Origin of the sequence: Novosphingobium rosa NBRC 15208 (assembly GCF_001598555.1) — a bacterium.
GTDB classification, from domain to species: Bacteria; Pseudomonadota; Alphaproteobacteria; order Sphingomonadales; family Sphingomonadaceae; genus Novosphingobium; species Novosphingobium rosa.
In genome coordinates this window covers 21695-45852 of sequence record NZ_BCZE01000045.1, presented here as the reverse complement: position 1 = coordinate 45852, position 24158 = coordinate 21695, and the positions used below count along the sequence as shown (strand labels likewise).

The following is a 24158-nucleotide window of genomic DNA, read 5'->3' as shown; positions in this document are numbered from 1 at the left end:
CGCTCGTTAGACCCGGTGGGAGGGTTTGCGCAAGGCGGCGCTGAAGGCGGCGATGGTGGCGCCCTCCTGCTCGATCAGGCCGCGCATGAACACCATGCGCCCGGTTTCGCGCAGCACCTCGCCCACGGCGTCGAGCGGCGCGCCCACGCGACCGGCGCCGATGAACTGGCAGGAGAGGTCCAGCGTGACGCCACCGGCCAGATGCTCGCCCAGCAGGGTGCGCGCGGTGGCGAAAAGGCTGACATCGGCCAGCCCCAGCAGCACGCCGCCATGGATGCTGTCGAGCAGATTGGTGTGGCGGTGGGCCGGGGTGAGGCGCAGGCGGACCTTGTCGCCTTCCTGCCTCAGGATCAGATCGCCCAGCGTCGTGCCGTTATAGCGGGTGGGGTCTGAAAGATTCCAGCGAACCCAGCCCGGATTGTCCGGATCGGGTTCGCTGACAAAGACTGGCCGTGTAGAAATGGTCCGGGCCGCAATCAGATCTGGCGCTCGGCCTGCATCTTCTTGATTTCCGCGATAGCGCGTGCGGGGCTCAGGCCCTTGGGGCACACGTTGGCGCAGTTCATGATGGTGTGGCAACGGTACAGGCGGAAGGGGTCTTCCAGCGCGTCCAGACGCTCGCCGGTCATCTCGTCGCGGCTGTCGGCCAGCCAGCGATAGGCCTGAAGCAGGATGGCCGGGCCCAGGAACTTGTCCGAGTTCCACCAGTAGGAGGGGCAGCTGGTCGAGCAGCAGGCGCACAGGATGCACTCATAGAGGCCATCCAGCTTCTCGCGCTGTTCGGGGCTCTGCAGGCGCTCCTTGCCCGAGGGCGTGGTGGAGACGGTCTGCAGCCAGGGGCGGATGCTGGCGTATTGCGCATAGAAATGCGTGAAATCGGGGACGAGGTCCTTGATCACTTCCATGTGCGGCAGCGGGGTGATGCGCACATCGCCCTTCAGATCCTCGATGGCGGTGGTGCAGGCCAGACCGTTGCGACCGTTGATGTTCATCGCGCAGGAACCGCAGATGCCTTCACGGCAGGAACGGCGCAGCGTCAGGGTCGAGTCAACCTCGTTCTTGATCTTGAGCAGCGCGTCCAGCACCATGGGGCCGCAGCTGTCCAGATCGATCTCGAAGGTGTCATAGCGGGGGTTTTCGCCGCTGTCGGGATCATAGCGATAGACGGTGAATTTCTTCACATGGGTCGCGCCCTCCGCCTTATGCACATGGCCTTTGCCATTGATCTTGCTGTTGGCGGGGAGGGTAAAGGTAGCCATAGGTCGCTTCCACTGTCCATCGAACACGAGTCAGGCTTGCCGCATAGGCGTCCCGAACGCATTTTGTCTACTGTCTTATGGCGGTGGGGCAAGCGCCTTATGCTGCGGTGCCACGAAAGTCGGGGGCATCGGACGTGAAAAGGGCCGGGCAACCTCGCGGCGACCCGGCCCTTTTCGTTTGGCGAAGGCTTCGGCTTAGCCGAAGGTGCGCTGCCACCAGCCGCGACGCGGGCTTTCGGCGCCCTCGGCGCTGCCATCCTCGGCCGGGGCCACGGCGGCGTCGACTTCCACCGCCGCTTCCGCAGGGGCTTCAGCAGCCGGAGCTTCTTCCACCTTCTTCTTGCGGGGCGCGCGCTTGGGCTTGGGCTTCGCTTCGGCTGCAGCGGGGGCCTCGGCAGGCGCTTCGGGAGCGGCTTCCGCAGCGGGAGCCTCCTCGGCGACCTTCTTCTTGCGGGGCGCGCGCTTGGGCTTGGGCTTCACGTCCGCTTCGGCGGGAGCTTCAACCGCAGCGGGCTCGGCTTCCACCGGCGCCGGGGCCTCTTCGGCAGCAGGCGCTGCTTCCACGACCTTCTTCTTGCGAGGCGCGCGCTTGGGCTTCGGCTTCTCGGCTTCGACCGGAGCAGGCTCGGCCTCGACCGGGGCGGGCTCAGCGGCGACCGGCGCTTCCACCGGAGCCTCTTCGCTCACCACGTCCTCGGCGTCACCGGCATCCTCGCCGGCCTGCACGTCGCCTTCCTCACGGCCACGGCCACCACGACGGCGGCGACCGCGACGGCGGCGCTTGCGCTGACCGCCCTGATCGTCAGAGCCCTCGGCGGCGGGAGCGGCTTCGTCGCCCCCATCCTCGGAGATGTCGTCGGCGGCGTCTTCAGCCTCTTCACCGGCTTCGCCAGCTTCGTCCTCGGTGTCCTCGGCGGTGGCTTCGGTGCCATCCTCGCGGCGGTCACGGCCACGGCCACGGCGGCGCTTGCGGCGCTTGCGGTTGCGGCCGTTCTGGCCTTCACCGTCCTCCTCGGCGGCCTCGATGGCCTCTTCTTCCTCGTCGAACTCCTCCTCGGGCAGATCCTCAAGATCCTCCTCGAAGGTGATCGGGCTGAAGGTGGGGACGTAATCGTTGCGCGGGCCGCTGGAGATGACGCGCATCTTCGCGCCCTCGTTCTCGCCCTCGGGGATCACCTCCACCTCGACGCGGTAGCGTTCCTCGATCTCGTGCAGATCGGCGCGCTTGCCGTTCAGCACATAGATCGCCGCTTCCTGGCTGGCGAAGAGCGTGATCGTGGTGCCCTTGCCCTTGGCGGCCTCTTCCTCGATCAGGCGCAGCGCCGACAGGCCGGCGGAACCGGCGGTGCGGACCAGACCCGTGCCGTCGCAATGCGGGCACGAACGCGTGGTGGCTTCGAGCACGCCGGTGCGCAGGCGCTGGCGGCTCATTTCCATCAGGCCGAAGGAGCTGATGCGACCGACCTGGATGCGGGCGCGATCGTTCTTGAGCGCTTCCTTCATAGCCTTCTCGACCTTGCGGACGTTCGAGCCATATTCCATGTCGATGAAGTCGATCACGACCAGACCGGCCATGTCGCGCAGGCGCAGCTGGCGGGCGATTTCGCGCGCGGCCTCGAGGTTGGTGGCGACCGCCGTCTGCTCGATGCCATGCTCCTTGGTGGAGCGGCCCGAGTTGATGTCGATGCTGACCAGCGCCTCGGTCGGGTTGATGACGATGTAGCCGCCCGACTTCAGCTGCACGACAGGGTCGTACATCGCGGTCAGCTGATCCTCGGCGCCGTAACGCTGGAACAGCGGCACGGGGTCGGCATAATGCTTCACCCGGCGCGCATGGCTGGGCATCAGCAGCTTCATGAAATCGCGTGCGTCATGGAAGCCATGATCGCCCTCGACCACCACTTCCTCGATCTCGCGGTTGTAGATGTCGCGGATGGCGCGCTTGATGAGGTCGCTGTCCGAATGGATCAGCGCCGGGGCCGAGGCCTTCATCGTGCCTTCGCGGATCTCGTCCCACAGGCGGGCGAGATAATCGAAGTCGCGCTTGATCTCGGTCTTGGTGCGCTGCAGGCCGGCGGTGCGCACGATGCAGCCCATGGTCTTGGGCAGATCCATCTCGGCGATGATCGACTTCAGGCGCTTGCGGTCGGCAACCGAGCTGATCTTGCGCGAAATGCCGCCACCATGGCTGCTGTTGGGCATCAGCACGCAGTAGCGGCCTGCCAGCGAGAGATAGGTGGTGAGGGCGGCGCCCTTGTTGCCGCGCTCTTCCTTCACGACCTGAACCAGCAGCACCTGGCGGCGATGGATCACGTCCTGGATCTTGTAGCGGCGGCGCAGCGCCATGCGCTTGGCGCGCAGTTCGTCGGCTTGCTTGGCGCGATGGCCCTGCTGGCCGCCCTGACGGCGACGGCGGCCACGCGGGCTGCCATCGGTCTCGGCGTCTTCCTCGGCGGCGTGATCGTCGTCGAAGCCGTCTTCAACGTGACCGGCCTCGATGGTGGCGACGGCGTCCTTCTCGGAGGTGTCGACCTCGATCACCGAACCGGCGTCATCGGCGTTTTCGTCGCCGAAGTCCTCGCCCTCATCCTCATCGTCGCCTTCGGAATTGGCGCGCAGGGCGGCCTCTTCCTCGGCATGGGCGGCTTCTTCCGCCAGCAGGGCCTCGCGGTCCTCCTTGGGGATCTGGTAGTAATCGGGGTGAATTTCGCTGAAGGCGAGGAAACCGTGACGGTTGCCCCCGAAATCGACGAAAGCGGCCTGCAGCGAGGGTTCGACCCGCGTTACCTTGGCCAGATAGATGTTGCCCTTGATCTGCTTGTGATCGGCAGAATCAAAGTCGAATTCCTCAATACGATTGCCTTTTAGCACCGCCACCCGGGTCTCTTCCGCGTGGCGCGCATCGATCAGCATGCGCGTTGTCATTATAAACTCTCCAGCCGCGCGACAGGGTTTCATCCCCGGCGCGGCGATTGATGGACATGCCGCTTGTGGCGGAGCGCCGGGCGCTCCTGTTTCCTGCGGCGAAGTGGGAAAGCCCGAGGCGCTGAACGGGTCCATGGCGGACCTGTTCAGAGACCGGGGCGGTGAGGCCGCGGCGCAGTCCGGAAAGCCCGGGCGCAACGGCGTTTTTCGTGTCTGCAAGGCAGGAAAGGCGCGGCTTCATGGCCTGCGCAAAGGCATTCAGGACCATCCCTGAGGCATCATGGCTTCGGAATGTGTTGAAATGCGACCCTGGTTCTGCCGATCCATCAGACGCCCACGCCATCACCGCCCCGTGGGGCAGTGAGGAACGGGACATCGAACGGCTCATCATACCTGCATCAACCTGTCGGGCCCGGGGGAAATTGGGTTTCCGGGCCATGCGAAACGGCAAGCGGGCTTTCAACGCAGCTACCCCGGGCCTGTTGGCTATGGGTAAAAGGGATCGGCCTCAGGCAAGCCTGTTTCGACTTTTTGATGCCTAGCATTGGTTTGCGTTCCCGGCAAGCGCGATGCGTCTTGCGAGTCGCGCGCGGGCCGGGGAAGGTGGAAGGGGGTGGCCAGCCCATTGCGCTGATGCCTGCACTTGCCTAATCTGTGTTCAGACAAAGGGGTTGCGACCCGAAACGGGTTGTGGTGCGGAACGCTTTCAGGTGACATCCAGCGAAGAAGAACAGCCGGGCAGCGCGGAGGACCAGACGGTTCCTGCCGAAGAAACGTCCGAGCCAGCACCGGAGGCCACCGAGGACCAGGCTGGCGAAGCTGAGGATGCGTCTTCTGGCGTGCCGCCCCAGCCCTCGTCCCGGCAGCGCCTGCTGTTTGTGATCGCGGCTGTGCTGCTGGCGCCTGTCGCCCTGCTGGCGGGGGCTTTCGGGGCTTCGCGCTTTCTTGCGCCCCCGCCCGATGCAGGCCATGCCTATGTGCTGCATATCGCCCTGCCGCCCGCCGGAGGCACGCTGGGCCTGCCGCCGGTGCAGGGGCCGCTCGATGCCAGCCGTCCGCTGGTGGTGATCGATCCGGGCCATGGCGGGCACGATCCCGGCGCGCCGGGCGTCGATGACAAGGGCCACCCCTTGCGCGAAAAGGACATTACGCTGGCCCTCGCTCTGGCCCTGCGTGACAAATTGCTGGCGGCGGGCGGAGTGCGCGTGGCGCTGACCCGCGACACCGACCGCTATCTGATGCTGGAGGAACGCTCCGGCATCGCGCGGCAGCTGAAGGCGGACCTTTTCGTCTCGATCCACGCTGACAGTTCCGAGGCGGCGGACGCCAGCGGAGCGACGCTCTACACCCTCTCCGACCGGGGCAGCAGTCAGGAAGCCAGCCGCATCGCCGCGCGGGAAAACCGCGCCGATACGGTCAGCGGCGTGCCTCTGGCGGGCACCAGCACAGCGGTCAGCGCCATTCTGGTGGACCTGTCGCAGCGCCATGCCGGGGCGCAATCCACCCGCTTCGCCGAACTCGCCCTGCGTGAGGGCAAGGACCGATTCGACTTCCGCGCCAGGCCCTTGCAATCGGCCGCCTTTGTGGTGCTGAAATCGCCGGACGTGCCCTCCGTGCTGTTCGAGGCGGGGTATATTTCCAATCAGAAGGACAGCGTGCGCCTCGCCTCGCCCGAGGGGCGCGAGGCTTTCGCCGCAGCCACGGCTCAGGCCATCCGCGTCTACTTCGCCCGCGAGAACGGCGTTGCGGCGGCTCCCTAAGGCTGTGCTGGCCTTGGCCGCATTCGCCATGCTAGGGGGCGGCAAGAAGCAAGTTTGTGGTAACGGGCCAGTTTGCGGCCAGAGTTTCGAAAGCCATCATGCCTGACCTGCCCAACACGCCCGATCCAGAGCGCGACGAAGACCACCACCTGCGTATCCGCCGCAAGGCCGGGGGCTTTCTGGGCCGTCTGCGCGGGGGCTTGAGCGCCACGGGCCGGGCTTTCGCGCATCTGCCGGGCATGGGCGGCCTGCGCAACGCATGGGGCCGCAGCCGTCTGGTGCGGCTTGGCGGCTATGGGCTGGGCGCGCTGGTGCTGGCCTATGCGCTGGTCTGGGTGACGGTGATCCGCAACCTGCCTTCCGCCGACAGCCTGCTGACCTATCAGCCGCCGCTGCCCACCATGGTGCGCGGCGCGGATGGCGGCATCATCTATTCCTATGCCCGCGAACGGCGCGTGCAGCTGCGTTTCGTCGACTTCCCCAAGCCGATGATCAACGCCTTCCTCTCTGCCGAGGACAAGAATTTCTTCCATCATGGCGGCGTGGATTTCATCGGCCTCGGGCAGGCGGTGGTGGATTACGCTTCCAAATTCGGCTCGGGCGAGCGCGCGCGCGGTGGCTCCACCATCACCCAGCAGGTCGCCAAGAACATCCTGATCGGCAACGAATATTCCGTCAGCCGCAAGCTGAAGGAAATGCTGCTGGCCCGCCGCATCGAAAGCGTGCTGGGCAAGGAGCAGATCCTCGAACTCTACCTCAACGAGATTCCGCTGGGCCGTCAGGCCTTTGGCGTGCAGGCCGCCTCGCGCGCCTATTTCGGCAAGGATGTCGGCGATCTGCAGCTGCATGAGGCGGCCTTCCTCGCCATCCTGCCCAAGGCGCCCGAAACCTATGGCCGCGCCAAATTCGCCGACAAGGCCATCGCCCGCCGCAACTGGGTGCTGGACCAGATGGTCAAGAACGGCTTCGTCCCCGCCGCCGAGGCCGAGGCCGCCAAGGCTCAGCCGCTGGGCATCATCGCCCAGCCCAAGCGCGACACTTATGATCCCTCCGTCGGCTATTTCGTCGAGGAAGTGCGCCGCCGCCTGCTGGACCAGTATGGCGAAAGCGCCGAGGACAGCCCCAACAGCGTCTATGCCGGTGGCCTCTGGGTCCGCACCTCGCTCGACAGCGAATTGCAGAAATCGGCGCAGGATGCGCTGCGCGGCGGGCTGCTGCGCTACTGGTCGGGCAAGGGCTGGCACGGCCCCATCGCTCATATCGAGATCGATCCGGAGCATTGGCAGGGCCAGCTGATCGGCCTCAACAAGAGCATCGCCTATCAGGACTGGCGCGTCGGTCTGGTGTTGAAGCGCGGCGGCGGCAACGGCCAGATCGGCTTCACCGATGGCTCCACCGCCGCGCTGATCGGCGACCTCGCGCAGGTCCATGTCGGCGATGTGGTGGCCAGCGCGCCCGCCAGCGATGGGGTTTATGCCCTGCGCATCATCCCCGGCGTTTCGGGCGGCATGATGGTCGAGCAGCCCGGCACCGGCCGCGTGATGGCCATGGCGGGGGGCTTCGACTTCGGGCTCGACAGCTTCAACCGCGCCACGCAGGCCGAGCGGCAGGTGGGCTCCACCATCAAGCCCTTCGTCTATGCCGCCGCGCTGGACAATGGCATGACCCCGGCCACCATGGTTCCCGACCAGAGCTTCTGCGTCGATCAGGGCGCGGGCCTCGGCACCAAATGCTTCAAGAACTTCGGCAATGAAGGCGGCGGCGGCATCCACACCATGCGCTGGGGCCTTGAGCAATCCCGCAATCTGATGACCGTCCACATCGCCAATGACACCGGCATGAGCAAGGTGGTCAGCACCATCAAGCGCGTCGGCATCGGCAATTACCAGCCCTACCTCTCCTTCTCGCTGGGCGCGGGGGAGACCACGGTGGCGCAGATGGTCAACGCCTATTCGGCCCTTGCCGACAATGGCCTGCAGCACGACCAGTCGCTGATCGACTTCATTCAGGACCGCAACGGCAAGGTCATCTGGCGTGCCGACGAGCGCGCCTGCAACGGCTGCGCGATGCCGGAATGGGATGGCAAGCCCATGCCCCGCTTCAGCCAGCGCGGCCGTCAGGTGCTGGACGCGCGCACCGCCTATCAGGTGGTCCATATGCTGGAAGGCGTGATCACCCGCGGCACCGGCGTGGCGCTGCGCGATCTTGGCCTGCCGCTCTTTGGCAAGACCGGCACCACCACCGGGCCGACCAATGTGTGGTTCATGGGTGGATCGCCCAGCATCGTTGGCGGCGTCTACCTCGGCTATGACCAGCCCAAGTCGCTGGGCGGCTATGCGCAGGGCGGCACCTTCGCCGCGCCGATCTTCCGCCAGTTCGTGATGGCCACCCGCGATCGCTGGGATCACACGCCCTTCCTGATGCCGCCGGGCGTGCGCATGGTGAAGATCGACCGCGTTTCCGGCCAGCGCGTCTTCGGCGGCGACCCCAGCGACGAGGCCAAGGCGGCAACCATCTGGGAAGCCTTCAAGCCCGAAACCGAACCGACCCGCGTGACGCGTCAGGAGCAGGTCGCGGCGAAACGCGCGGAGCTGCTGGATGCGATCCGGCGCGGATTCAATGCGAACGCCGGGAAGACGGATCAAGGGTCTTCCGGGAATTTCGCCGGGGAGCAAGGCGGGGTTTATTAAGGGGTTAAAGCAGAAATGCGAGGGCCATCGCCCTCGCGCTCCCTTTACTGTCTACGTTGCGCATCGGGTTCGGCCAAAGAGCTGACGTCGCTGCGCCGCAGGCAAAATCGATAGCTTGGCACCAGCGGTTTTAGAGCCTGCGGCGCCTTAGGTGGCGCAGGTGGAGAGGTGGCGCGTACCGCTTCGGCGCCATCGCCGTTTCGTCGGGAGACGTAAAGGGAGCGCGAGGGCGATGGCCCTCGCTTTTCCCCCTTCCTGCCTCCCACCCCTTTACTTTGCGACCAATAAGTCTAACGCGCCACAGCTTGAACTCTGGTGGAGTGAGTGAGCATGCGTGCCGAGGGCCAGGCCCATATTGACCGGATCGAGGCGGCGTTGGCGCTCGTCCGCAAGTTCCTGGACTGGGACCGTGCGCTGCGGCGCTTTGACGAGCTGAACGCGCGCGTGGAAGATCCCAAGCTTTGGGACAATCCCAAGGAGGCCGAGGCGGTGATGCGGGAGCGTCGCCGGCTGGAGGCCAGCATCGGCGCGGTCAATTACATCGGCCAGGAGATGGCCGACGCCATCGAGTTCATCGAGCTGGGCGAGATGGAGGGCGACGAGGCCACCATCGGCGAGGGGCTTTCCTCCCTGGCCGCGCTGGCCGAGCGCGCCGACAATGACAAGGTGCAGGCGCTGCTGGCCGGTGAGGCCGATGCCAGCGACACCTACATCGAAGTCCATGCGGGCGCGGGCGGCACCGAGAGCCAGGACTGGGCCGAGATGCTGCAGCGCATGTACAGCCGCTGGGCCGAGCGCCATGGCTACAAGGTCGAGCTGGTCGATTACCACGCGGGCGAGCAGGCGGGCATCAAGAGCGCCACGCTGCTCATCAAGGGCGAAAACGCTTACGGCTATGCCAAGACCGAGAGCGGCGTGCATCGTCTGGTCCGCATCAGCCCCTATGATAGCTCGGCGCGTCGGCATACGTCGTTCTCGTCGATCTGGGTCTATCCCGTGGTCGATGACAACATCGAGATCGACATCAACCCGGCGGATCTGAAGATCGATACCTATCGCGCTTCGGGCGCGGGTGGTCAGCACGTGAACACCACCGATTCGGCGGTGCGTATCACCCACGTTCCCAGCGGCATCATCGTCGCCTCGCAGAACGACCGCAGCCAGCACAAGAATCGCGCCACCGCGATGAACATGCTGAAGGCGCGCCTCTACGAGACCGAGCTGGCCAAGCGCGAGGCCGCCACCAACAGCGAATACAACGCCAAGACCGAGATCGGTTGGGGCCACCAGATCCGTTCCTATGTGCTCCAGCCCTATCAGCTGGTGAAGGATCTGCGCACCGGCGTCACCAGCACCTCGCCCGACGATGTGCTGGATGGCGCGCTCGATCCCTTCATGGCCGCCGCCCTGTCGCAGCGCGTGACGGGCGACAAGGTGGACGTCGAGGACGTGGATTGATGCAACGCCGCCAGTTCGGCGCGGGGCTTGCCGCGGTGCTGGGCGCCGGGGCGGCTTTCCCGCGCCTTGCGCTGGCGGATGCCCAGGCCCCCGCCGATGTCGGCACGCTGGGCTTCTATCTGCTCGATACGGCGACTGGTCAGGGCTTTGGCGAGCGCATGGACGAGCGTTTCGCCATGTGCTCCTCCTTCAAGCTGAGTCTTGCCGCCCATGTGCTGCATCTGGCGCAGCAGGGACGGATCGATCTCACGCAGAACGTGACCTACGGCGAGGCTTTCGTCGCCGCGCTGGGCCATACGCCGGATACCAAGGCGCATCTCTCCACCGGCATGAGCGTGCTGGATCTGGCCCGCGTCAGCGTGGTCAACAGTGACAATGCCGCGGCCAATCTGCTGCTGGAACGCACCGGCGGGCCGGAGGCGCTGACTGCCTTCTGGCGCGCGCTGGGCGACACCTTCACCCGCCTCGACGCCAATGAGCCCAGCCTCAACCGCGTGCCCCTGGGCGAGGTGCGTAACACCAGCACCCCTCGCGCCATGGCTCACACCGTCGCCACATTGCTGACCGGCCCTCTGCTGACGGCGCCTCACCGCACCCTGCTGCTGGACTGGATGCATGAGAGCGCCACCGGCCTCAAGCGTATCCGCGCGGGCGTGCCGCAGGGCTGGTGGGCCGGCGACAAGACCGGCACCGCCTCCTATGATGATGCCCCCGCCAATTGCATCGATCTGGCCTATCTGCGCCCCCCCTGGCCATGCGCCGCTGATCGCCACCGCTTTCCTGCGTGTCGCTGGCCCTCACGCCGAGATCACCCCGGCCGCCGAAGCGCGCATCGCTCAGGCCGCCCGCACGGCGCTGCAACGCTGGATGGGGCAGGGCCGAGGTTGATGCGTCTGCACACCGCTGCCTTGCTGCCGCTGGCTTTGCTCGCGGCCTGCCATCAGGCGCAGGCGGACCCGGATGCCGGTCGCCCGCCCGAAGCGCGCGGTTTTCCCCGCGCCGAGCATCAGACCGCCCACCTCTCCACCGAAAACGCCCCCGAAGCCGAGCGTGACCGCAACGATGAGGCCCGCTCGGTGATGGATCTGGCGAAGATCGCGCCAGCCATGACCGTGGCCGATATCGGCGCGGGCGAAGGCTATTACACCGTGCGCCTTGCCGCGCGTGTCGGCAAGAAGGGGCGCGTGCTGGCCGAGGATATCGATCCGGCCAGCCTCTCCGCGCTGGGCGACCGCGTGGCGCGCGAGAATCTCGACAATGTTTCGATCCAGCACGGGGCGCAGGCCGATCCGCATTTGCCCCGTGACAGTTTCGACCGAATTTTCATGGTCCATATGTACCACGAAGTGTCCGAGCCCTATGCCTTCCTCTGGTATCTGCGGCCTGCGCTGCGCGCCGGAGGGAAGATTGTGGTGGTGGACAGCGATGTGGTCGCCAGCGGTCCCCACGCTGGTCATGGTATCGCCCCGGGTCGCCTGTTCTGCGAATTTTCCGCCGTCGGATATCGATTGACGGAATTCCTTCGCAAGCCGGAGATTTCCGGGTATTACGCGGAATTTGAAGCCGCCGGCGCTTTGCCGGCTCCGTCCTCGATGCAGGCGTGCCGGATGGGGATAGCTCCGGCGCAGCGCACTGTTCCAGGCAAGGGGTGAAAGAAAGTCAAATGGGTTTCAAGGGTTTGCAGCCGATTCTCTACGGGGGTAGGGAGGTCTGGCCGCTGGTTGAGGGAGGCAAGGGGGTTGCCGCCACCAACCACGCGAGTTCGGGCGCATGGGCGGCCGCAGGCGGTATTGGAACGGTTTCGGCCGTCAATGCCGACAGCTATGACGACAAGGGCGATTTCATCCCGCAGATCTATCATGCGCTAACCCGTCAGGGCCGCCATGCCGAACTGATCCGCTATGCCATCGACGGCGCCGTGGAGCAGGTGCGCCGCGCCTATGACATCGCCAGCGGCAAGGGCGCGATCAACATCAACGTGCTCTGGGAAATGGGCGGCGCTCAGGAAGTGCTGGAAGGCGTGCTGGAAAAGACGCGTGGGCTGGTGACGGGCGTCACCTGCGGCGCGGGCATGCCCTATAAGCTGTCCGAGATCGCGGCGCGCTTCAACGTGCATTACCTGCCGATCGTCTCCTCGGGCCGCGCTTTCCGCGCGCTGTGGAAACGCGCCTATCACAAGGTCGCGGATCTGATGGCGGCGGTGGTCTACGAGGATCCCTGGCTGGCCGGTGGCCACAACGGTCTCTCCAACGCCGAAGATCCCACCAAGCCGCAGGATCCCTATCCCCGCGTCAAGCAGCTGCGCGAAACCATGCGCGCCGAGGGCGTGCCCGATTCGGTGCCCATCGTGATGGCTGGCGGCGTGTGGTTCCTGCGCGAGTGGGAAAACTGGATCGACAACCCCGAGCTGGGCGCCATTGTCTTCCAGTACGGCACCCGCCCGCTGCTGACCGAGGAAAGCCCGATCCCCCAGGCGTGGAAGGATCACCTCCGCACGCTGGAGCCGGGCGACGTGCTGCTGCACAAGTTTTCGCCCACCGGTTTCTATTCCTCGGCGGTGAAGAACCCCTTCCTGCTGGACCTTGAGGCCCGCAGCCAGCGCCAGATCCCCTATTCCAAGGTGGAAGCGGGCGATCACACGGTGCAGCTCGATGTGGGCGTGAAGGGCAAGAACTTCTGGGTCACGCCCTGCGACCGTGAACGTGCACGCGGCTGGGTTGGCCAAGGCTACACCGAGGCGCTGCGTACCCCTGACGATACGGTGGTCTTCGTCACCCCCGACACGCGCACCGTGATCCGCAAGGATCAGGCCGATTGCATGGGCTGCCTCTCGCATTGCGGCTTCTCGGCCTGGAAGGACCATGACGACTGGTCGACCGGTCGCCTGGCCGATCCGCGCAGCTTCTGCATCCAGAAGACGCTGCAGGACATCGCCCATGGCGGCGATGTCGAGCAGAACCTGATGTTCGCGGGCCACGCGGCCTATCGCTTCAAGCAGGATCCGTTCTATTCCAACAACTTCACTCCTACGGTGAAGCAACTCGTCGACCGCATCCTGACCGGCGATTGATCGATCATGCACCCGCTCCGGTCCAAACCGGAGCGGGTTGCTCTTGAGGTCAGGGCTTGCTGCTGGCGCTTTGTTGCGCTTACAAGGCAGCCCATGTCATCCCCCCGCATGTTTTCTGCCGCGCGCGTCGCCGCCGCATCGCTTCTGGTGCTGGCCGCGCATTACGCCGTTCCCCTGACCGCCGCGCCCGACCGCAAGCCGCCCTATTGGCAGTCGCTGAAGGCTGATGAGGTCAACATGCGCGTTGGCCCTGGCGAGGATTACGGCATCCGCTTCGTCTATCACCGCCGCCACCTCCCGGTGAAAATCCTGCGCATCAAGGAAAACTGGCGCTTCGTGGAAGACCCGGACGGCGTGCGCGGCTGGATGGTGATCAATTTTCTCGGCAATGAACGCACGGCCTCGGTGCGCGGGAGTGGGCCTGCGGAGATGCGCTCGGGCGGCAGCGATTCGGCGGGGCTGCTGTGGAAGATCGCTCCGGGCGCCGTGGGCAAGCTGGGCGATTGCGGGAATGGCTGGTGCAAGCTCGATATCGACCGGCATGTGGGGTATGTGCGGCAGGATCGGCTTTGGGGTGTCGGGCAGCCTTAAGGGTTCAAGGTAAAAAGGTGAAATGCGAGGGGGTTACCCCCTCGCGCTCCCATGAATGTCTTCGTTGCGCCACGGGTTCGGCCAAGGCGCAAGGCCGCTGCGCCGCAGGCAGACTTTGCCAGCGCAACGTTTCGATCATGAATGTGATGGCCTGCGGCGCCTGGCGCCACGCAGGTGGAGAGGTTCAGCGCAACCTCTGGGAACCACTGCCGTATGGTCGGGAGACGTAACGGGGGTGCAGGGGGCGTAACGCCCCCTGCGTTATTCCTACTTAAATCAATTCAACAGCAACAGCCGTCGCCTCGCCACCACCGATGCACAGCGCGGCAACGCCCTTCTTCAGCCCGCGCTTGCGCAGAGCGCCCAGCAGCGTGGTGATGATGCGCGCGCCCGAGGCGCCGATGGGGTGGCCCAGCGCCGTGGCGCCGCCGTTGACGTTGATCTTCTCGTGGGGGATGCCCAGATCGATCATCGCGAACATGGCGACGCAGGCAAAGGCCTCGTTGACCTCGAACAGGTCCACGTCATCGATGCTCCAGCCGGCCTTGTCGAGCACCTTCTTCACCGCGCCGACGGGGGCGATGGTGAACTCGCGGGGCTCCTGCGCGTGGGCGGCGGTGGCCACCAGCCTGGCGACGGGCTTCAGGCCCTTGGCTTCAGCCGTGCTGGCGCGGGCGAGAACCATGGCGGCAGCGCCGTCCGAGATCGACGAGGAGGACGCCGCCGTGATCGTGCCATCCTTGGCGAAAGCGGCGCGCAGGGTGGGGATCTTGTCGGGGCGGCCCTTGCCGGGCTGCTCGTCGGTGTCCACCACCACCTCGCCGGCGCGGGTCTTGATGGTGACGGGGACGATTTCCTCGGCGAAGGCGCCGCTCTCGATCGCGGCCTTGGCGCGGCGCAGCGATTCGATGGTGTACTCGTCCATGCCCTCGCGGGTCAGCTTGTACTCATCGGCGGTGTTCTGGGCGAAAGCGCCCATGGCGGCGTTCTCATAGGCGTCTTCCAGGCCGTCGAGCGCCATATGGTCATAGATCGTGTCATGCCCGAAGCGGGCGCCGGAGCGGTGCTTTTTCAGCAGGTAAGGCGCATTGGTCATGCTTTCCATGCCGCCCGCGACCACGAATTCGATGCTGCCCGCGGCCAGCGCTTCGGAACCCATGATGACCGTCTGCATGCCCGAGCCGCAGACCTTGTTGACGGTGGTGGCCTGAACCGACTTGGGCAGGCCGCCCAGCACGCCGGCCTGACGGGCCGGGGCCTGGCCGAGGCCGGCGGGCAGCACGCAGCCCATATAAAGGCGGTCGATCTCTTCAGCATTCACGCCCGAGCGCTCGACAGCAGCCTTGACGGCGGTGGCGCCCAGCTGGGTTGCAGGAACATCGGCAAGCGCGCCCTGAAGCCCGCCGATGGGCGTGCGGGCGAAGGACAGGATGACGACGGGATCTGAATTCTCAGCCATGAGGGGCAGTGCCTTTCAGGATAGTTGAGCGTCCTAGGGGGGAGAGGCATAAAGGGTGCAGTGCGGCAATTATGTGACAAAGCCCGCAGAAAGCCTCCGCACCGATTCATACCTATTCCACCCCCAAGGTCGTGCAGGGTGGACGAAAGGACAAGGGGCAAAGTTGCATATTCGTTCAGCTAGCGGTGGTTCCGCCACTTGCGCATGGGCTCAAGCGGTACTAGGGCCCGCTCAACCCACAAACAAATGCGAGTCAGCTCCTTGGTCGACCTGTCGCACTACCTGCCCATTCTGATTTTCCTGGTTATCGCGCTGGGACTCTCATCGGCATTCGTTTTCCTGCCCCAGCTGGTAGGCCGTCTGACCGGCTCCTATAAGCCGGAAGCTGACAAGCTTTCGGAATATGAGTGCGGTTTCCCCACTTTTGAAGACCCGCGCAGTCAGTTCGACGTGCGATTCTATCTGGTGGCCATTCTTTTCATCATCTTCGACCTGGAAGCAGCCTTCCTGTTTCCCTGGGCGGTCAGCCTCAAGCAGACCGGCTGGGCCGGTTGGGCCACCATGATGGTGTTCCTGGCCGAACTGGTGATCGGCTTCATCTATGCGTGGAAGAAGGGAGCTCTGGACTGGGAATGAGCAACATCAATCCTCTTGAGCCCATCATGGGGGCCAATGGCCGCCTGATGAACCCCCAGACGCTGGCGCCCGCCGTGACGCCGCCCGACCAGGCCTTCTTCAAGGACCTGTCTCAGGAAGTGTCGGACAAGGGTTTTCTGGTCACCAGCACCGAGGATCTCTTCCACTGGGCCCGCACGGGCTCTTTGTGGTGGATGACCTTTGGCCTGGCATGCTGCGCCGTGGAAATGATCCACGTCAACATGCCGCGCTATGACATGGAGCGCTTCGGCGCCGCGCCGCGCGCGTCCCCGCGTCAGAGCGACGTGATGATCGTGGCCGGCACGCTGTGCAACAAGATGGCCCCGGCGCTGCGCAAGGTCTATGACCAGATGTCGAACCCCAAATGGGTGATCTCGATGGGCAGCTGCGCCAATGGCGGTGGTTACTACCACTACAGCTACAGCGTGGTGCGCGGTTGCGACCGTATCGTCCCCGTGGACATCTATGTGCCCGGTTGCCCGCCGACCGCGGAGGCGCTGCTGTATGGAATCATGCAGTTGCAGCGCAAGATCCGCCGCACCGGCACGATCGAGCGTTAAGGGGCTAAGACTATGGCTGTTGTGCATGCCGCACCCAAATGGTCCTCGAATGAGGGCGTGCTGGCCAAGCTGAGCGACTCGCTGGCTGGCCTGCTGATCGCCGCGCGCGAGGAGCATGGCGAGATCGTGCTGACCATCGCGCGCGACAAGATCGTCGAGGCGCTGACCATCCTGCGCGATCAGCATGCTTATCAGCAGCTGATGGAGATGGCCGGTGTGGATTACCCCGATCGCGCCGAGCGCTTCGAGGTGGTCTACATGCTGCTTTCGCTGACCGCGAACCACCGCGTGCTAGTGAAGGTTTCGGCCGCCGAGCACACGCCGGTGCCGACCGTGACGGGCCTGTGGCCGGTCGCGGGCTGGCTGGAGCGCGAAGTCTTCGACATGTATGGCGTGATCTTCGCGGGCAACCACGATCTGCGTCGCATCCTGACCGACTACGGCTTCGAGGGGCATCCCTTCCGCAAGGACTTCCCGCTGACGGGCTATCAGGAACTGCGCTATTCGCAGGAAGAGCAGCGCGTGGTCTATGAGCCGGTCAAGCTGGCCCAGGATCTGCGTCAGTTCGACTTCATGAGCCCCTGGGAAGGCGCGGAATACGTGCTGCCCGGCGATGAGAAAGCACAGGGAGAAGCCAAGTGACCGGTCTTGTCCTGGAAGAATCGCCGACCACCGGCGATCAGATCATCACCAATTACACCATCAACTTCGGTCCCCAGCATCCTGCCGCCCACGGTGTGCTGCGCATGGTCACCGAGCTGGATGGTGAAATCGTCGAGCGTATCGATCCGCATATCGGCCTGCTGCATCGCGGCACCGAGAAGCTGATCGAGCACAAGACCTATCTGCAGGCGCTGCCCTATTTCGACCGGCTGGACTATTGTTCGCCGCTCGGCATGGAGCACAGCTACGTTTTGGCGGTGGAAAAGCTGCTGAACGTGGAAGTGCCGCTGCGCGCCCAGTATCTGCGCGTGCTGTTTGCCGAGCTGACCCGCATCTGCAATCACATGATGAACATCGGTTCGCAGGTGATGGACGTGGGCGCGATGACGCCCATGCTGTGGATGTTCGAAATCCGCGAGGACTGCCTCAACTTCTTCGAGCGCGCCTCGGGCGCCCGCATGCATTCGGCCTATTTCCGTCCGGGCGGCGTGCATCAGGATGTGCCCCTCAAGCTGCTGGTCGACATCGGCGAGTGGCTGGACAAGCGCTTTGTCGAGCTGTTCGACGATGCCTGCTCGCTCTTCGTGGACAACCGCATCTTCAAGCAGCGCAACGTCGACATCGGCGTGGTCAGCAAGGAAGACGCGCTCAAGTGGGGCTTCTCGGGCCCGATGCTGCGCGGTTCGGGCATCCCCTGGGATATCCGCAAGTCGCAGCCCTATGACGTCTATGACCGCATGGACTTCGACATTCCCGTCGGCACCAGCGGCGACTGCTATGACCGCATGATGGTGCGTGTCGAGGAAGTGCGTCAGTCGGCGCGCATCATGAAGCAGTGCCTGGCCGAAATGCCCGAAGGCCCGATCCAGAGCGAAGACCGCAAGGTTTCGCCGCCCAAGCGCGGTGAGATGAAGCAATCGATGGAAAGCCTGATCCACCACTTCAAGCTCTACACCGAAGGCTTCCACGTGCCCGCCGGCGAGGTCTATGTGGCGACGGAAAGCCCCAAGGGCGAATTCGGCGTCTATCTGGTCAGCGACGGCGGCAACAAGCCCTATCGCTGCAAGATCCGCCCGACGGCCTTCAGCCACCTGCAGGCGATGGACTTCCTGACCAAGGGCCACATGCTGCCCGACATCACCGCCATTCTGGGCGCAATGGACATCGTGTTCGGGGAGTGCGACCGTTGAGCAACCTCGCAACCGCCGAGGCGATGCTGGCCGCCTATAACGCGCAGGATGCCGACCTCTACGTCAGCTACATGACCGAGGACGCCAGCGAGGCTGGCTACCGCGGCGATGTGGTGCGCGAAGGCAAGGAAGGCACCCGCACGGGTCTGGCCGCCGCTTTCGTGAAATGGCCGGAAAACCGCGCCGAAGTCCGCCACAAGCAGGACATCGGCAATTATGTCCTGATGCGCGAATATGTGACGCGTGGGCCCGCCAGCGACGGTTCGCCGCTGGTCGAGCCTTTCGAGGTCATCGCCGTCTATTCGTTCGAGGGCGACAAGTGCTCTCGCGTGGAGTTCATCCGCTAATGGCTGATCGTCATCTTGAACCCGATACCCCCGAGCTGCGCGCGCGCTGGGGGAATTTCGCCTGGACCGAGGCCAATGCGGCCCAGGCCAAGGTCGTTGTCGCGCGCTATCCCGAAGGGCGCCAGCGCTCGGCGGTGATGCCGCTGCTCGATCTGGCCCAGCGCCAGGTCGGCGCCGAGACCAACACGCAGGGTTGGCTGCCGATCCCGGTGATGGAGTATGTCGCGAAGTATCTCGACATGCCGATCATCCGCGTGGTCGAGGTCGCCACCTTCTACACCATGTACAATCTGGTCCCGGTGGGCCGTTATCACGTGCAGGTCTGCGGCACGACGCCCTGCATGCTGCGCGGATCGGACGATCTGATCACCGCCTGTCACAAGCGTGGCATGAAGGCCGGGCACATCAGCGACGATGGCCTCTGGAGCTTCACCGAGGTGGAATGCATGGGCAATTGCTCGTCGGCGCCGATGGTGCAGATCAATGACGACAATTACGAAGACCTCACCACCGAGCGTCTGGACAAGGTGCTCGACGCGCTGGCGCGCGGCGAAACGCCCAAGGCCGGCACGCAGGAGCCGGGCCGCCACACGGTGGAGCCCGCTGGCGCGCTGTCGAACCTAACCGCGATGGTTGGCGACAATCACGATTACCGAGGGGAGTGGTAAGTCATGGCCCTGCAGGACAAGGATCGCATTTTCACCAACCTCTACGGCTATCAGCCGTGGAACCTGGACGCCGCCCGCAAGCGCGGTGACTGGGACAACACCAAGGCGCTGCTGGAAAAGGGCCGTGACGGCATCATCCAGGAGATGAAGGACTCGGGTCTGCGCGGGCGTGGCGGCGCCGGCTTCCCCACCGGCATGAAGTGGTCCTTCATGCCCAAGGAAAGCCGCGACGGTCGTCCCAGCTTCCTGGTCATCAACGCCGACGAATCCGAGCCCGGCTCGTGCAAGGACCGCGAGATCCTGCGCCACGATCCGCACAAGCTGATCGAGGGCGCGCTGGTCGCCGGTTTCGCGATGGGGGCCCGCGCGGCCTACATCTACATTCGCGGCGAATACATCCGCGAAGCCGAAACCATGTTCGCCGCCGTGGCCGAGGCCTATGAGGCCGGGCTGATCGGCAAGAACGCCTGCGGTTCGGGTTACGATTACGACGTTTTCGTCCATCGCGGCGCGGGCGCCTACATCTGCGGCGAAGAAACCGCGATGATCGAAAGCCTTGAGGGGAAGAAGGGCCAGCCCCGTCTGAAGCCTCCGTTCCCTGCCGGTGCTGGCCTCTACGGCTGCCCCACCACGGTGAACAATGTGGAATCGATCGCCGTGGCGCCCACCATCCTGCGCCGTGGCGCTGGCTGGTTCGCCAGCTTCGGCCGCGAAAACAACAAGGGCACCAAGCTCTTCCAGATCAGCGGGCACGTCGACCGTCCCTGCGTGGTCGAGGAAGAGATGAGCATCTCCTTCCGCGAGCTGATCGAAAAGCACTGCGGCGGCATTCGCGGCGGTTGGGACAATCTGCTGGCGGTAATCCCCGGCGGTTCCTCGGTGCCGCTGGTGCCTGCCGCCGAGATCATGGACTGCCCGATGGACTTCGACGGCCTCAAGGCGGTCGGTTCGGGTCTGGGGACTGCCGCGATCATCGTGATGGACAAATCCACCGACATCGTGCGCGCCATCAGCCGCATCAGCTACTTCTACAAGCATGAGAGCTGCGGCCAGTGCACCCCCTGCCGCGAAGGCACCGGCTGGATGTGGCGCGTGATGGAGCGCATGCGCACGGGCGACGCGCATGTCGAGGAAATCGACATGCTCTTCAACGTGACCAAGCAGGTCGAAGGCCACACCATCTGCGCTCTGGGTGACGCGGCCGCCTGGCCGATCCAGGGCCTGATCAAGCACTTCCGCCCCGAGATGGAACGCCGCATCGCCGCCAAGGCCGGTGCGCTGCAAGAGGCAGCCGAGTAATGCCCAAGGTAACAGTCGACGGCGTCGAACTCGAAGTTCCTGCGGGCGCCACCGTCCTGCAGGCCTGCGAGCTGGCCGGCAAGGAAATCCCCCGCTTCTGCTATCACGAGCGCCTGAGCATCGCCGGCAACTGCCGCATGTGCCTGGTCGAGGTGAAGCCCGGACCGCCCAAGCCGCAGGCCTCCTGCGCGCTGCCCGCTGCCGAGGGTCAGGTGATCCGCACCGACAGCGAGATGGTCAAGAAGGCGCGTGAAGGGGTGATGGAGTTCCTCCTCATCAACCATCCGCTCGACTGCCCGATCTGCGATCAGGGCGGCGAATGCGATCTGCAGGACCAGTCCGTGGCCTATGGCCGTGGGCACTCGCGTTACCACGAGCACAAGCGCGCGGTGACCGAGAAGTACATGGGCCCGCTGATCAAGACGGTGATGACGCGCTGCATCCAGTGCACGCGCTGCGTCCGTTTCAGCGAGGAAATCGCGGGTGTGGATGAGATCGGCGCGCTGTATCGCGGCGAAAACATGCAGATCACGACCTATCTGGAAAAGGCCGCGGCGCATGAGCTGTCGGCCAATGTCATCGATCTGTGCCCGGTCGGCGCGCTGACCTCGCGTCCCTACGCGTTTGAAGCCCGCCCCTGGGAGCTGAAGAAGACGCTGGGCATCGACGTGTCGGACGCCACGGGCGCCAACATCCGCATCGATGCGCGCGGTCGCGAAGTTCTGCGCGTGCTGCCGCGCAACAACGACGACGTGAACGAGGAATGGCTGAGCGACAAGGGTCGCTATCAGGTCGAAGGCCTGACCAAGCGCCGCCTCGATCGCCCCTGGATCCGCCGCGACGGCAAGCTGACCGTGGCAAGCTGGGAAGAGGCGCTGCATGCTGTCGCCAGCATCAATCCGGGCGCTTCGGTGGCCGCGATTGCCGGTGATCTGCTCGATGCTGAGACCATGTTCGCCGCCAAGAAGCTGGTGAACGCGCTGGGTTCGCATCTGCTGGAAGGCCGTCAGACGGGCCTCGCCTATGATTGCTCCAATCTGGCGGCGGTGAACTTCAACACCACCTTCACCGGCATCGAGAGCGCTGACGCGATCCTAATCGTCGGCAGCCAGATCCGCAACGAAGCCCCGCTCCTCAACGTCCGCCTGCGCAAGGCGGCGAAGAAGGGCGCGAAGGTCTTCATCATCGGCCCCGCATGGGAAACGACCTATCCGGCCGAATTCCTGGGCACCGATGCCGCGATCCTGAACAACCTGCCGCAGCATGTGGCCGATGCGCTGAGCGCTGCCCAGCGTCCGGCGGTCATTCTGGGCGGTGCGGCTCTGGCCAGGAACGCGCTGGGCGCGGCTCTGTCGCTCTCCGCCACGTTCAATCTGGTGCGCACGCTGGAAGACGGTTCGGTGTGGAACGGCTTCAACGTTCTGCACATGGCCGCCAGCCGCATGGCCGGTCTGATGCTGGGTTACGCCCAGAAGGGCGGCATCGCCGATCTGGTCGCCGCCGCACCGAAGCTGGTCTTCTCGCTGGGCGCCGATGAGGTGGATTACAGCAAGTTTGCGAACAGCATGGTCGTCTACATCGGCCATCATGGTGACAAGGGCGCTCACGCCGCTGACATCATCCTGCCCGCCGCCGCCTTCACCGAGAAGGACGGCACCTATGTCAACACCGAGGGCCGGGTGCAGTATGGCGAGCGTGCCGTCTTCGCTCCGGGCCAGGCCCGCGAGGATTGGACGATCCTGCGCGCTCTGGCCGATGCCTTCGGCGTGAACATCGGTTTCGACAGCTTTGCCGAGCTGCGTGGCGCGCTGGTGGCTGAAAACGCCGCTTTCGGTGAGGAAGGTCTGGCCGATTACGGCGCTCTGCCCGCCGGTGGCGGCGAGGCTGCCGGCGAGATCGCCTATCCCATCGCCGATTTCTATCTGACCAACCCGATCGCGCGGGCCAGCGAGACGCTTCAGCGTTGCTCGGCTGAACTGCTGCACGGCGAGATCCAGGCGGAGGCCGCAGAATGAGCTTTTTCCGACCCCCGACCCAGCTTTTCGAAAGCTGGGGGATGGGCCATGATCTGGCCTTTCTGATCGCCACCGTTGTCTGCATTCTGGCCATCTGTCTGCCGGTGATGCTCTCGGTCGCCATGGTGATTTACGTCGACCGCAAGATCTGGGCCGCCATGGCGCTGCGCCGTGGTCCCAACGTGGTCGGCCCGCTCGGTCTGCTGCAGTCCTTCGCGGACGGTCTGAAGGTGTTCCTGCAGGAAACCATCATCCCGACCGCCGCCAACAAGGGCCTGTTCCTGATCGGCCCCATCGTCACCTTCACGGTGGCGCTGCTGGCCTGGGCGGTGATCCCCTTCAATTCCAACGCCATTCTGGCCAACATCAATGTCGGCCTGCTGTATATTCTCGCGATCTCCTCGCTGGGTGTTTACGGCACGATCATGGCCGGTTGGGCGTCGAACTCGAAGTATCCCTTCTTCTCGGCGATGCGCGCCTCGGCCCAGATGATCTCCTATGAAGTCTCCATCGGCTTCATCCTGATCTGCGTGGTGCTGTGGGCGGGTTCGTTCAACATGGACACCATCGTTCAGGCGCAGAAGGGCCATGTCCTCGGCTTCTTCAACGGCTTCGCGTTCAACCCGCTGCTGTTCCCGATGTGGGTGATGTTCCTGATTTCCGGCATGGCCGAAACCCAGCGCGCGCCTTTCGATCTGGCCGAGGCTGAATCGGAACTCGTCGCCGGTTACCAGACCGAATATTCCTCGATGGCCTTCGCGCTGTTCTGGCTCGGCGAATATGGCAACGTGCTGCTGATGTGCGCGCTCAATGCCACGCTGTTCTGGGGCGGTTACCTGCCGCCGCTGGAAATCCCCATCCTTTACGCCGTGCCCGGCATCATCTGGCTGCTGCTCAAGATCGCTTTCGGCTTCTTCGTGTTCAGCTGGGTCAAGGCCACCGTCCCGCGCTATCGCTATGATCAGCTGATGCGCCTGGGCTGGAAGGTCTTCCTGCCGGTTTCGCTCTTCTTCGTCTTTCTCGTCAGCGGTTGGCTGATGGCAACGGGGCACTTCGCATGACAGTCGCTCAGCTCGTCAAGAGCTTCACCCTCTGGGAGTTCGTGAAGGCTCACACCTTGACCTTGAAGTATTTCTTCAAGCCCAAGGCGACCATCAACTATCCTTTCGAGAAGAACCCGCTTTCGCCGCGTTTCCGTGGTGAGCATGCGCTGCGCCGCTACCCCAACGGGGAAGAGCGCTGCATCGCCTGCAAGCTGTGCGAGGCCGTGTGCCCCGCTCAGGCGATCACCATTGAATCGCAGCCGCGCGATGATGGCAGCCGCCGCACCACGCGCTACGATATCGACATGACCAAGTGCATCTTCTGCGGCTTCTGCCAGGAAGCCTGCCCGGTCGATGCCGTGGTCGAGGGGCCGAACTTCGAATACGCGACGGAATCGCGCGAAGAACTGCTCTATGACAAGGCGAAACTTCTGGCCAACGGCGACAAGTGGGAGCGGGCGATTGCCGCGAACCTTGAAGCCGATGCGCCCTATCGTTAAGGGG

Annotated in this window: 19 protein-coding genes and 1 pseudogene; 16 read left to right on the top strand and 4 right to left on the bottom strand. The window is 64.7% G+C overall.

Features of this window, described 5'->3' with window-relative positions:
- Positions 1-6 precede the first annotated feature (6 nt).
- From SR3_RS17665 to SR3_RS17655, 3 genes are all read right to left on the bottom strand, one after another.
- On the bottom strand, positions 7-549 hold the full coding sequence (locus SR3_RS17665; RefSeq protein ID WP_307562347.1) for a PaaI family thioesterase: 543 nt from the start codon (positions 547-549) through the stop codon (positions 7-9).
- On the bottom strand, positions 477-1259 hold the full coding sequence (locus SR3_RS17660; RefSeq protein WP_068089147.1) for a succinate dehydrogenase iron-sulfur subunit: 783 nt from the start codon (positions 1257-1259) through the stop codon (positions 477-479). Before SR3_RS17660 ends, SR3_RS17665 begins: the two co-directional genes overlap by 73 nt.
- Positions 1260-1454: 195 nt before the next feature.
- Positions 1455-4184 carry an Rne/Rng family ribonuclease gene (locus SR3_RS17655; RefSeq protein WP_068089144.1) on the bottom strand — a complete coding sequence of 910 codons (2730 nt, stop codon included), beginning with the start codon at positions 4182-4184 and terminating at the stop codon, positions 1455-1457.
- 710 nt (positions 4185-4894) lie between these two features.
- Between SR3_RS17655 and SR3_RS17650 the strand changes: the two genes are divergently transcribed.
- From SR3_RS17650 to SR3_RS17625, 6 genes are all read left to right on the top strand, one after another.
- Positions 4895-5944 (top strand): N-acetylmuramoyl-L-alanine amidase family protein, encoded by a 1050-nt coding sequence (locus SR3_RS17650; protein WP_245653970.1) that lies wholly within the window; start codon positions 4895-4897, stop codon positions 5942-5944.
- 98 nt (positions 5945-6042) lie between these two features.
- Positions 6043-8634 (top strand): penicillin-binding protein 1A, encoded by a 2592-nt coding sequence (locus SR3_RS17645; protein WP_068089142.1) that lies wholly within the window; start codon positions 6043-6045, stop codon positions 8632-8634.
- Between the two features lie 330 nt (positions 8635-8964).
- Positions 8965-10092 carry a peptide chain release factor 2 gene (prfB, locus tag SR3_RS17640; protein ID WP_068089139.1) on the top strand — a complete coding sequence of 376 codons (1128 nt, stop codon included), beginning with the start codon at positions 8965-8967 and terminating at the stop codon, positions 10090-10092.
- Positions 10092-11744, top strand: coding sequence for a class A beta-lactamase (gene bla, locus SR3_RS32750; RefSeq protein WP_084455682.1), 1653 nt, complete (start codon positions 10092-10094; stop codon positions 11742-11744). The genes prfB and bla overlap by 1 nt, the downstream gene beginning before the upstream one ends.
- Before the next feature lie 11 nt (positions 11745-11755).
- Positions 11756-13162, top strand: a complete 1407-nt coding sequence (locus SR3_RS17630) for an NAD(P)H-dependent flavin oxidoreductase (protein WP_068089136.1) — start codon at positions 11756-11758, stop codon at positions 13160-13162.
- A gap of 93 nt (positions 13163-13255) precedes the next feature.
- Positions 13256-13753 carry an SH3 domain-containing protein gene (locus SR3_RS17625; RefSeq protein WP_245653969.1) on the top strand — a complete coding sequence of 166 codons (498 nt, stop codon included), beginning with the start codon at positions 13256-13258 and terminating at the stop codon, positions 13751-13753.
- A gap of 271 nt (positions 13754-14024) precedes the next feature.
- Here SR3_RS17625 and SR3_RS17620 read toward each other — a convergent pair whose 3' ends face one another.
- Positions 14025-15212, bottom strand: a complete 1188-nt coding sequence (locus SR3_RS17620) for an acetyl-CoA C-acyltransferase (RefSeq protein ID WP_068089131.1) — start codon at positions 15210-15212, stop codon at positions 14025-14027.
- 261 nt (positions 15213-15473) lie between these two features.
- Here SR3_RS17620 and SR3_RS17615 point away from each other — a divergent pair, with 261 nt between their 5' ends.
- The 10 genes and pseudogenes from SR3_RS17615 to nuoI all read left to right on the top strand — a co-directional run bounded on the left by SR3_RS17615 (position 15474) and on the right by nuoI (position 24154).
- Positions 15474-15848: an NADH-quinone oxidoreductase subunit A gene (locus tag SR3_RS17615; protein WP_068089128.1), complete on the top strand. Its 375-nt coding sequence runs from the start codon at positions 15474-15476 to the stop codon at positions 15846-15848.
- 26 nt (positions 15849-15874) lie between these two features.
- Positions 15875-16429, top strand: a complete 555-nt coding sequence (locus SR3_RS17610; protein ID WP_068089213.1) for a NuoB/complex I 20 kDa subunit family protein — start codon at positions 15875-15877, stop codon at positions 16427-16429.
- A 12-nt stretch (positions 16430-16441) separates the two neighbouring features.
- Positions 16442-17053 (top strand): annotated as a pseudogene (locus SR3_RS17605) (NADH-quinone oxidoreductase subunit C); the annotation flags it as partial.
- Between the two features lie 14 nt (positions 17054-17067).
- On the top strand, positions 17068-18282 hold the full coding sequence (locus tag SR3_RS17600) for an NADH-quinone oxidoreductase subunit D (protein WP_068089122.1): 1215 nt from the start codon (positions 17068-17070) through the stop codon (positions 18280-18282).
- The gene (locus SR3_RS17595; protein WP_068089119.1) at positions 18279-18629 is read left to right on the top strand and encodes a nuclear transport factor 2 family protein; all 351 of its coding nucleotides are present in this window, start codon (positions 18279-18281) and stop codon (positions 18627-18629) included. Before SR3_RS17600 ends, SR3_RS17595 begins: the two co-directional genes overlap by 4 nt.
- Positions 18629-19297 (top strand): NADH-quinone oxidoreductase subunit NuoE, encoded by a 669-nt coding sequence (gene nuoE / locus SR3_RS17590; protein ID WP_068089116.1) that lies wholly within the window; start codon positions 18629-18631, stop codon positions 19295-19297. Before SR3_RS17595 ends, nuoE begins: the two co-directional genes overlap by 1 nt.
- 3 nt (positions 19298-19300) lie before the next feature.
- Positions 19301-20596 (top strand): NADH-quinone oxidoreductase subunit NuoF, encoded by a 1296-nt coding sequence (nuoF, locus tag SR3_RS17585; protein ID WP_068089113.1) that lies wholly within the window; start codon positions 19301-19303, stop codon positions 20594-20596.
- The gene (gene nuoG, locus SR3_RS17580; RefSeq protein ID WP_068089111.1) at positions 20596-22611 is read left to right on the top strand and encodes an NADH-quinone oxidoreductase subunit NuoG; all 2016 of its coding nucleotides are present in this window, start codon (positions 20596-20598) and stop codon (positions 22609-22611) included. The genes nuoF and nuoG overlap by 1 nt, the downstream gene beginning before the upstream one ends.
- A 41-nt stretch (positions 22612-22652) precedes the next feature.
- Entirely contained in the window at positions 22653-23672 is a 1020-nt protein-coding gene (gene nuoH / locus SR3_RS17575) for an NADH-quinone oxidoreductase subunit NuoH (protein ID WP_407668174.1), read from the top strand.
- Positions 23669-24154, top strand: a complete 486-nt coding sequence (gene nuoI, locus SR3_RS17570; protein ID WP_068089104.1) for an NADH-quinone oxidoreductase subunit NuoI — start codon at positions 23669-23671, stop codon at positions 24152-24154. The genes nuoH and nuoI overlap by 4 nt, the downstream gene beginning before the upstream one ends.
- Positions 24155-24158 lie beyond the last annotated feature (4 nt).

Excerpts from the sequence above, each read along its gene's own strand:
- SR3_RS17660 (WP_068089147.1), bottom strand. The coding sequence starts at position 1,259 with ATGGCTACCTTTACCCTCCCCGCCAACAGCAAGATCAATGGCAAAGGC.
- SR3_RS17655 (WP_068089144.1), bottom strand. The coding sequence starts at position 4,184 with ATGACAACGCGCATGCTGATCGATGCGCGCCACGCGGAAGAGACCCGG.
- SR3_RS17645 (WP_068089142.1), top strand. The coding sequence starts at position 6,043 with ATGCCTGACCTGCCCAACACGCCCGATCCAGAGCGCGACGAAGACCAC.
- prfB (WP_068089139.1), top strand. The coding sequence starts at position 8,965 with ATGCGTGCCGAGGGCCAGGCCCATATTGACCGGATCGAGGCGGCGTTG.
- bla (WP_084455682.1), top strand. The coding sequence starts at position 10,092 with ATGCAACGCCGCCAGTTCGGCGCGGGGCTTGCCGCGGTGCTGGGCGCC.
- SR3_RS17630 (WP_068089136.1), top strand. The coding sequence starts at position 11,756 with ATGGGTTTCAAGGGTTTGCAGCCGATTCTCTACGGGGGTAGGGAGGTC.
- SR3_RS17625 (WP_245653969.1), top strand. The coding sequence starts at position 13,256 with ATGTCATCCCCCCGCATGTTTTCTGCCGCGCGCGTCGCCGCCGCATCG.
- SR3_RS17620 (WP_068089131.1), bottom strand. The coding sequence starts at position 15,212 with ATGGCTGAGAATTCAGATCCCGTCGTCATCCTGTCCTTCGCCCGCACG.
- SR3_RS17610 (WP_068089213.1), top strand. The coding sequence starts at position 15,875 with ATGGGGGCCAATGGCCGCCTGATGAACCCCCAGACGCTGGCGCCCGCC.
- nuoE (WP_068089116.1), top strand. The coding sequence starts at position 18,629 with ATGGCTGATCGTCATCTTGAACCCGATACCCCCGAGCTGCGCGCGCGC.
- nuoF (WP_068089113.1), top strand. The coding sequence starts at position 19,301 with ATGGCCCTGCAGGACAAGGATCGCATTTTCACCAACCTCTACGGCTAT.
- nuoG (WP_068089111.1), top strand. The coding sequence starts at position 20,596 with ATGCCCAAGGTAACAGTCGACGGCGTCGAACTCGAAGTTCCTGCGGGC.
- nuoH (WP_407668174.1), top strand. The coding sequence starts at position 22,653 with ATGGGCCATGATCTGGCCTTTCTGATCGCCACCGTTGTCTGCATTCTG.
- nuoI (WP_068089104.1), top strand. The coding sequence starts at position 23,669 with ATGACAGTCGCTCAGCTCGTCAAGAGCTTCACCCTCTGGGAGTTCGTG.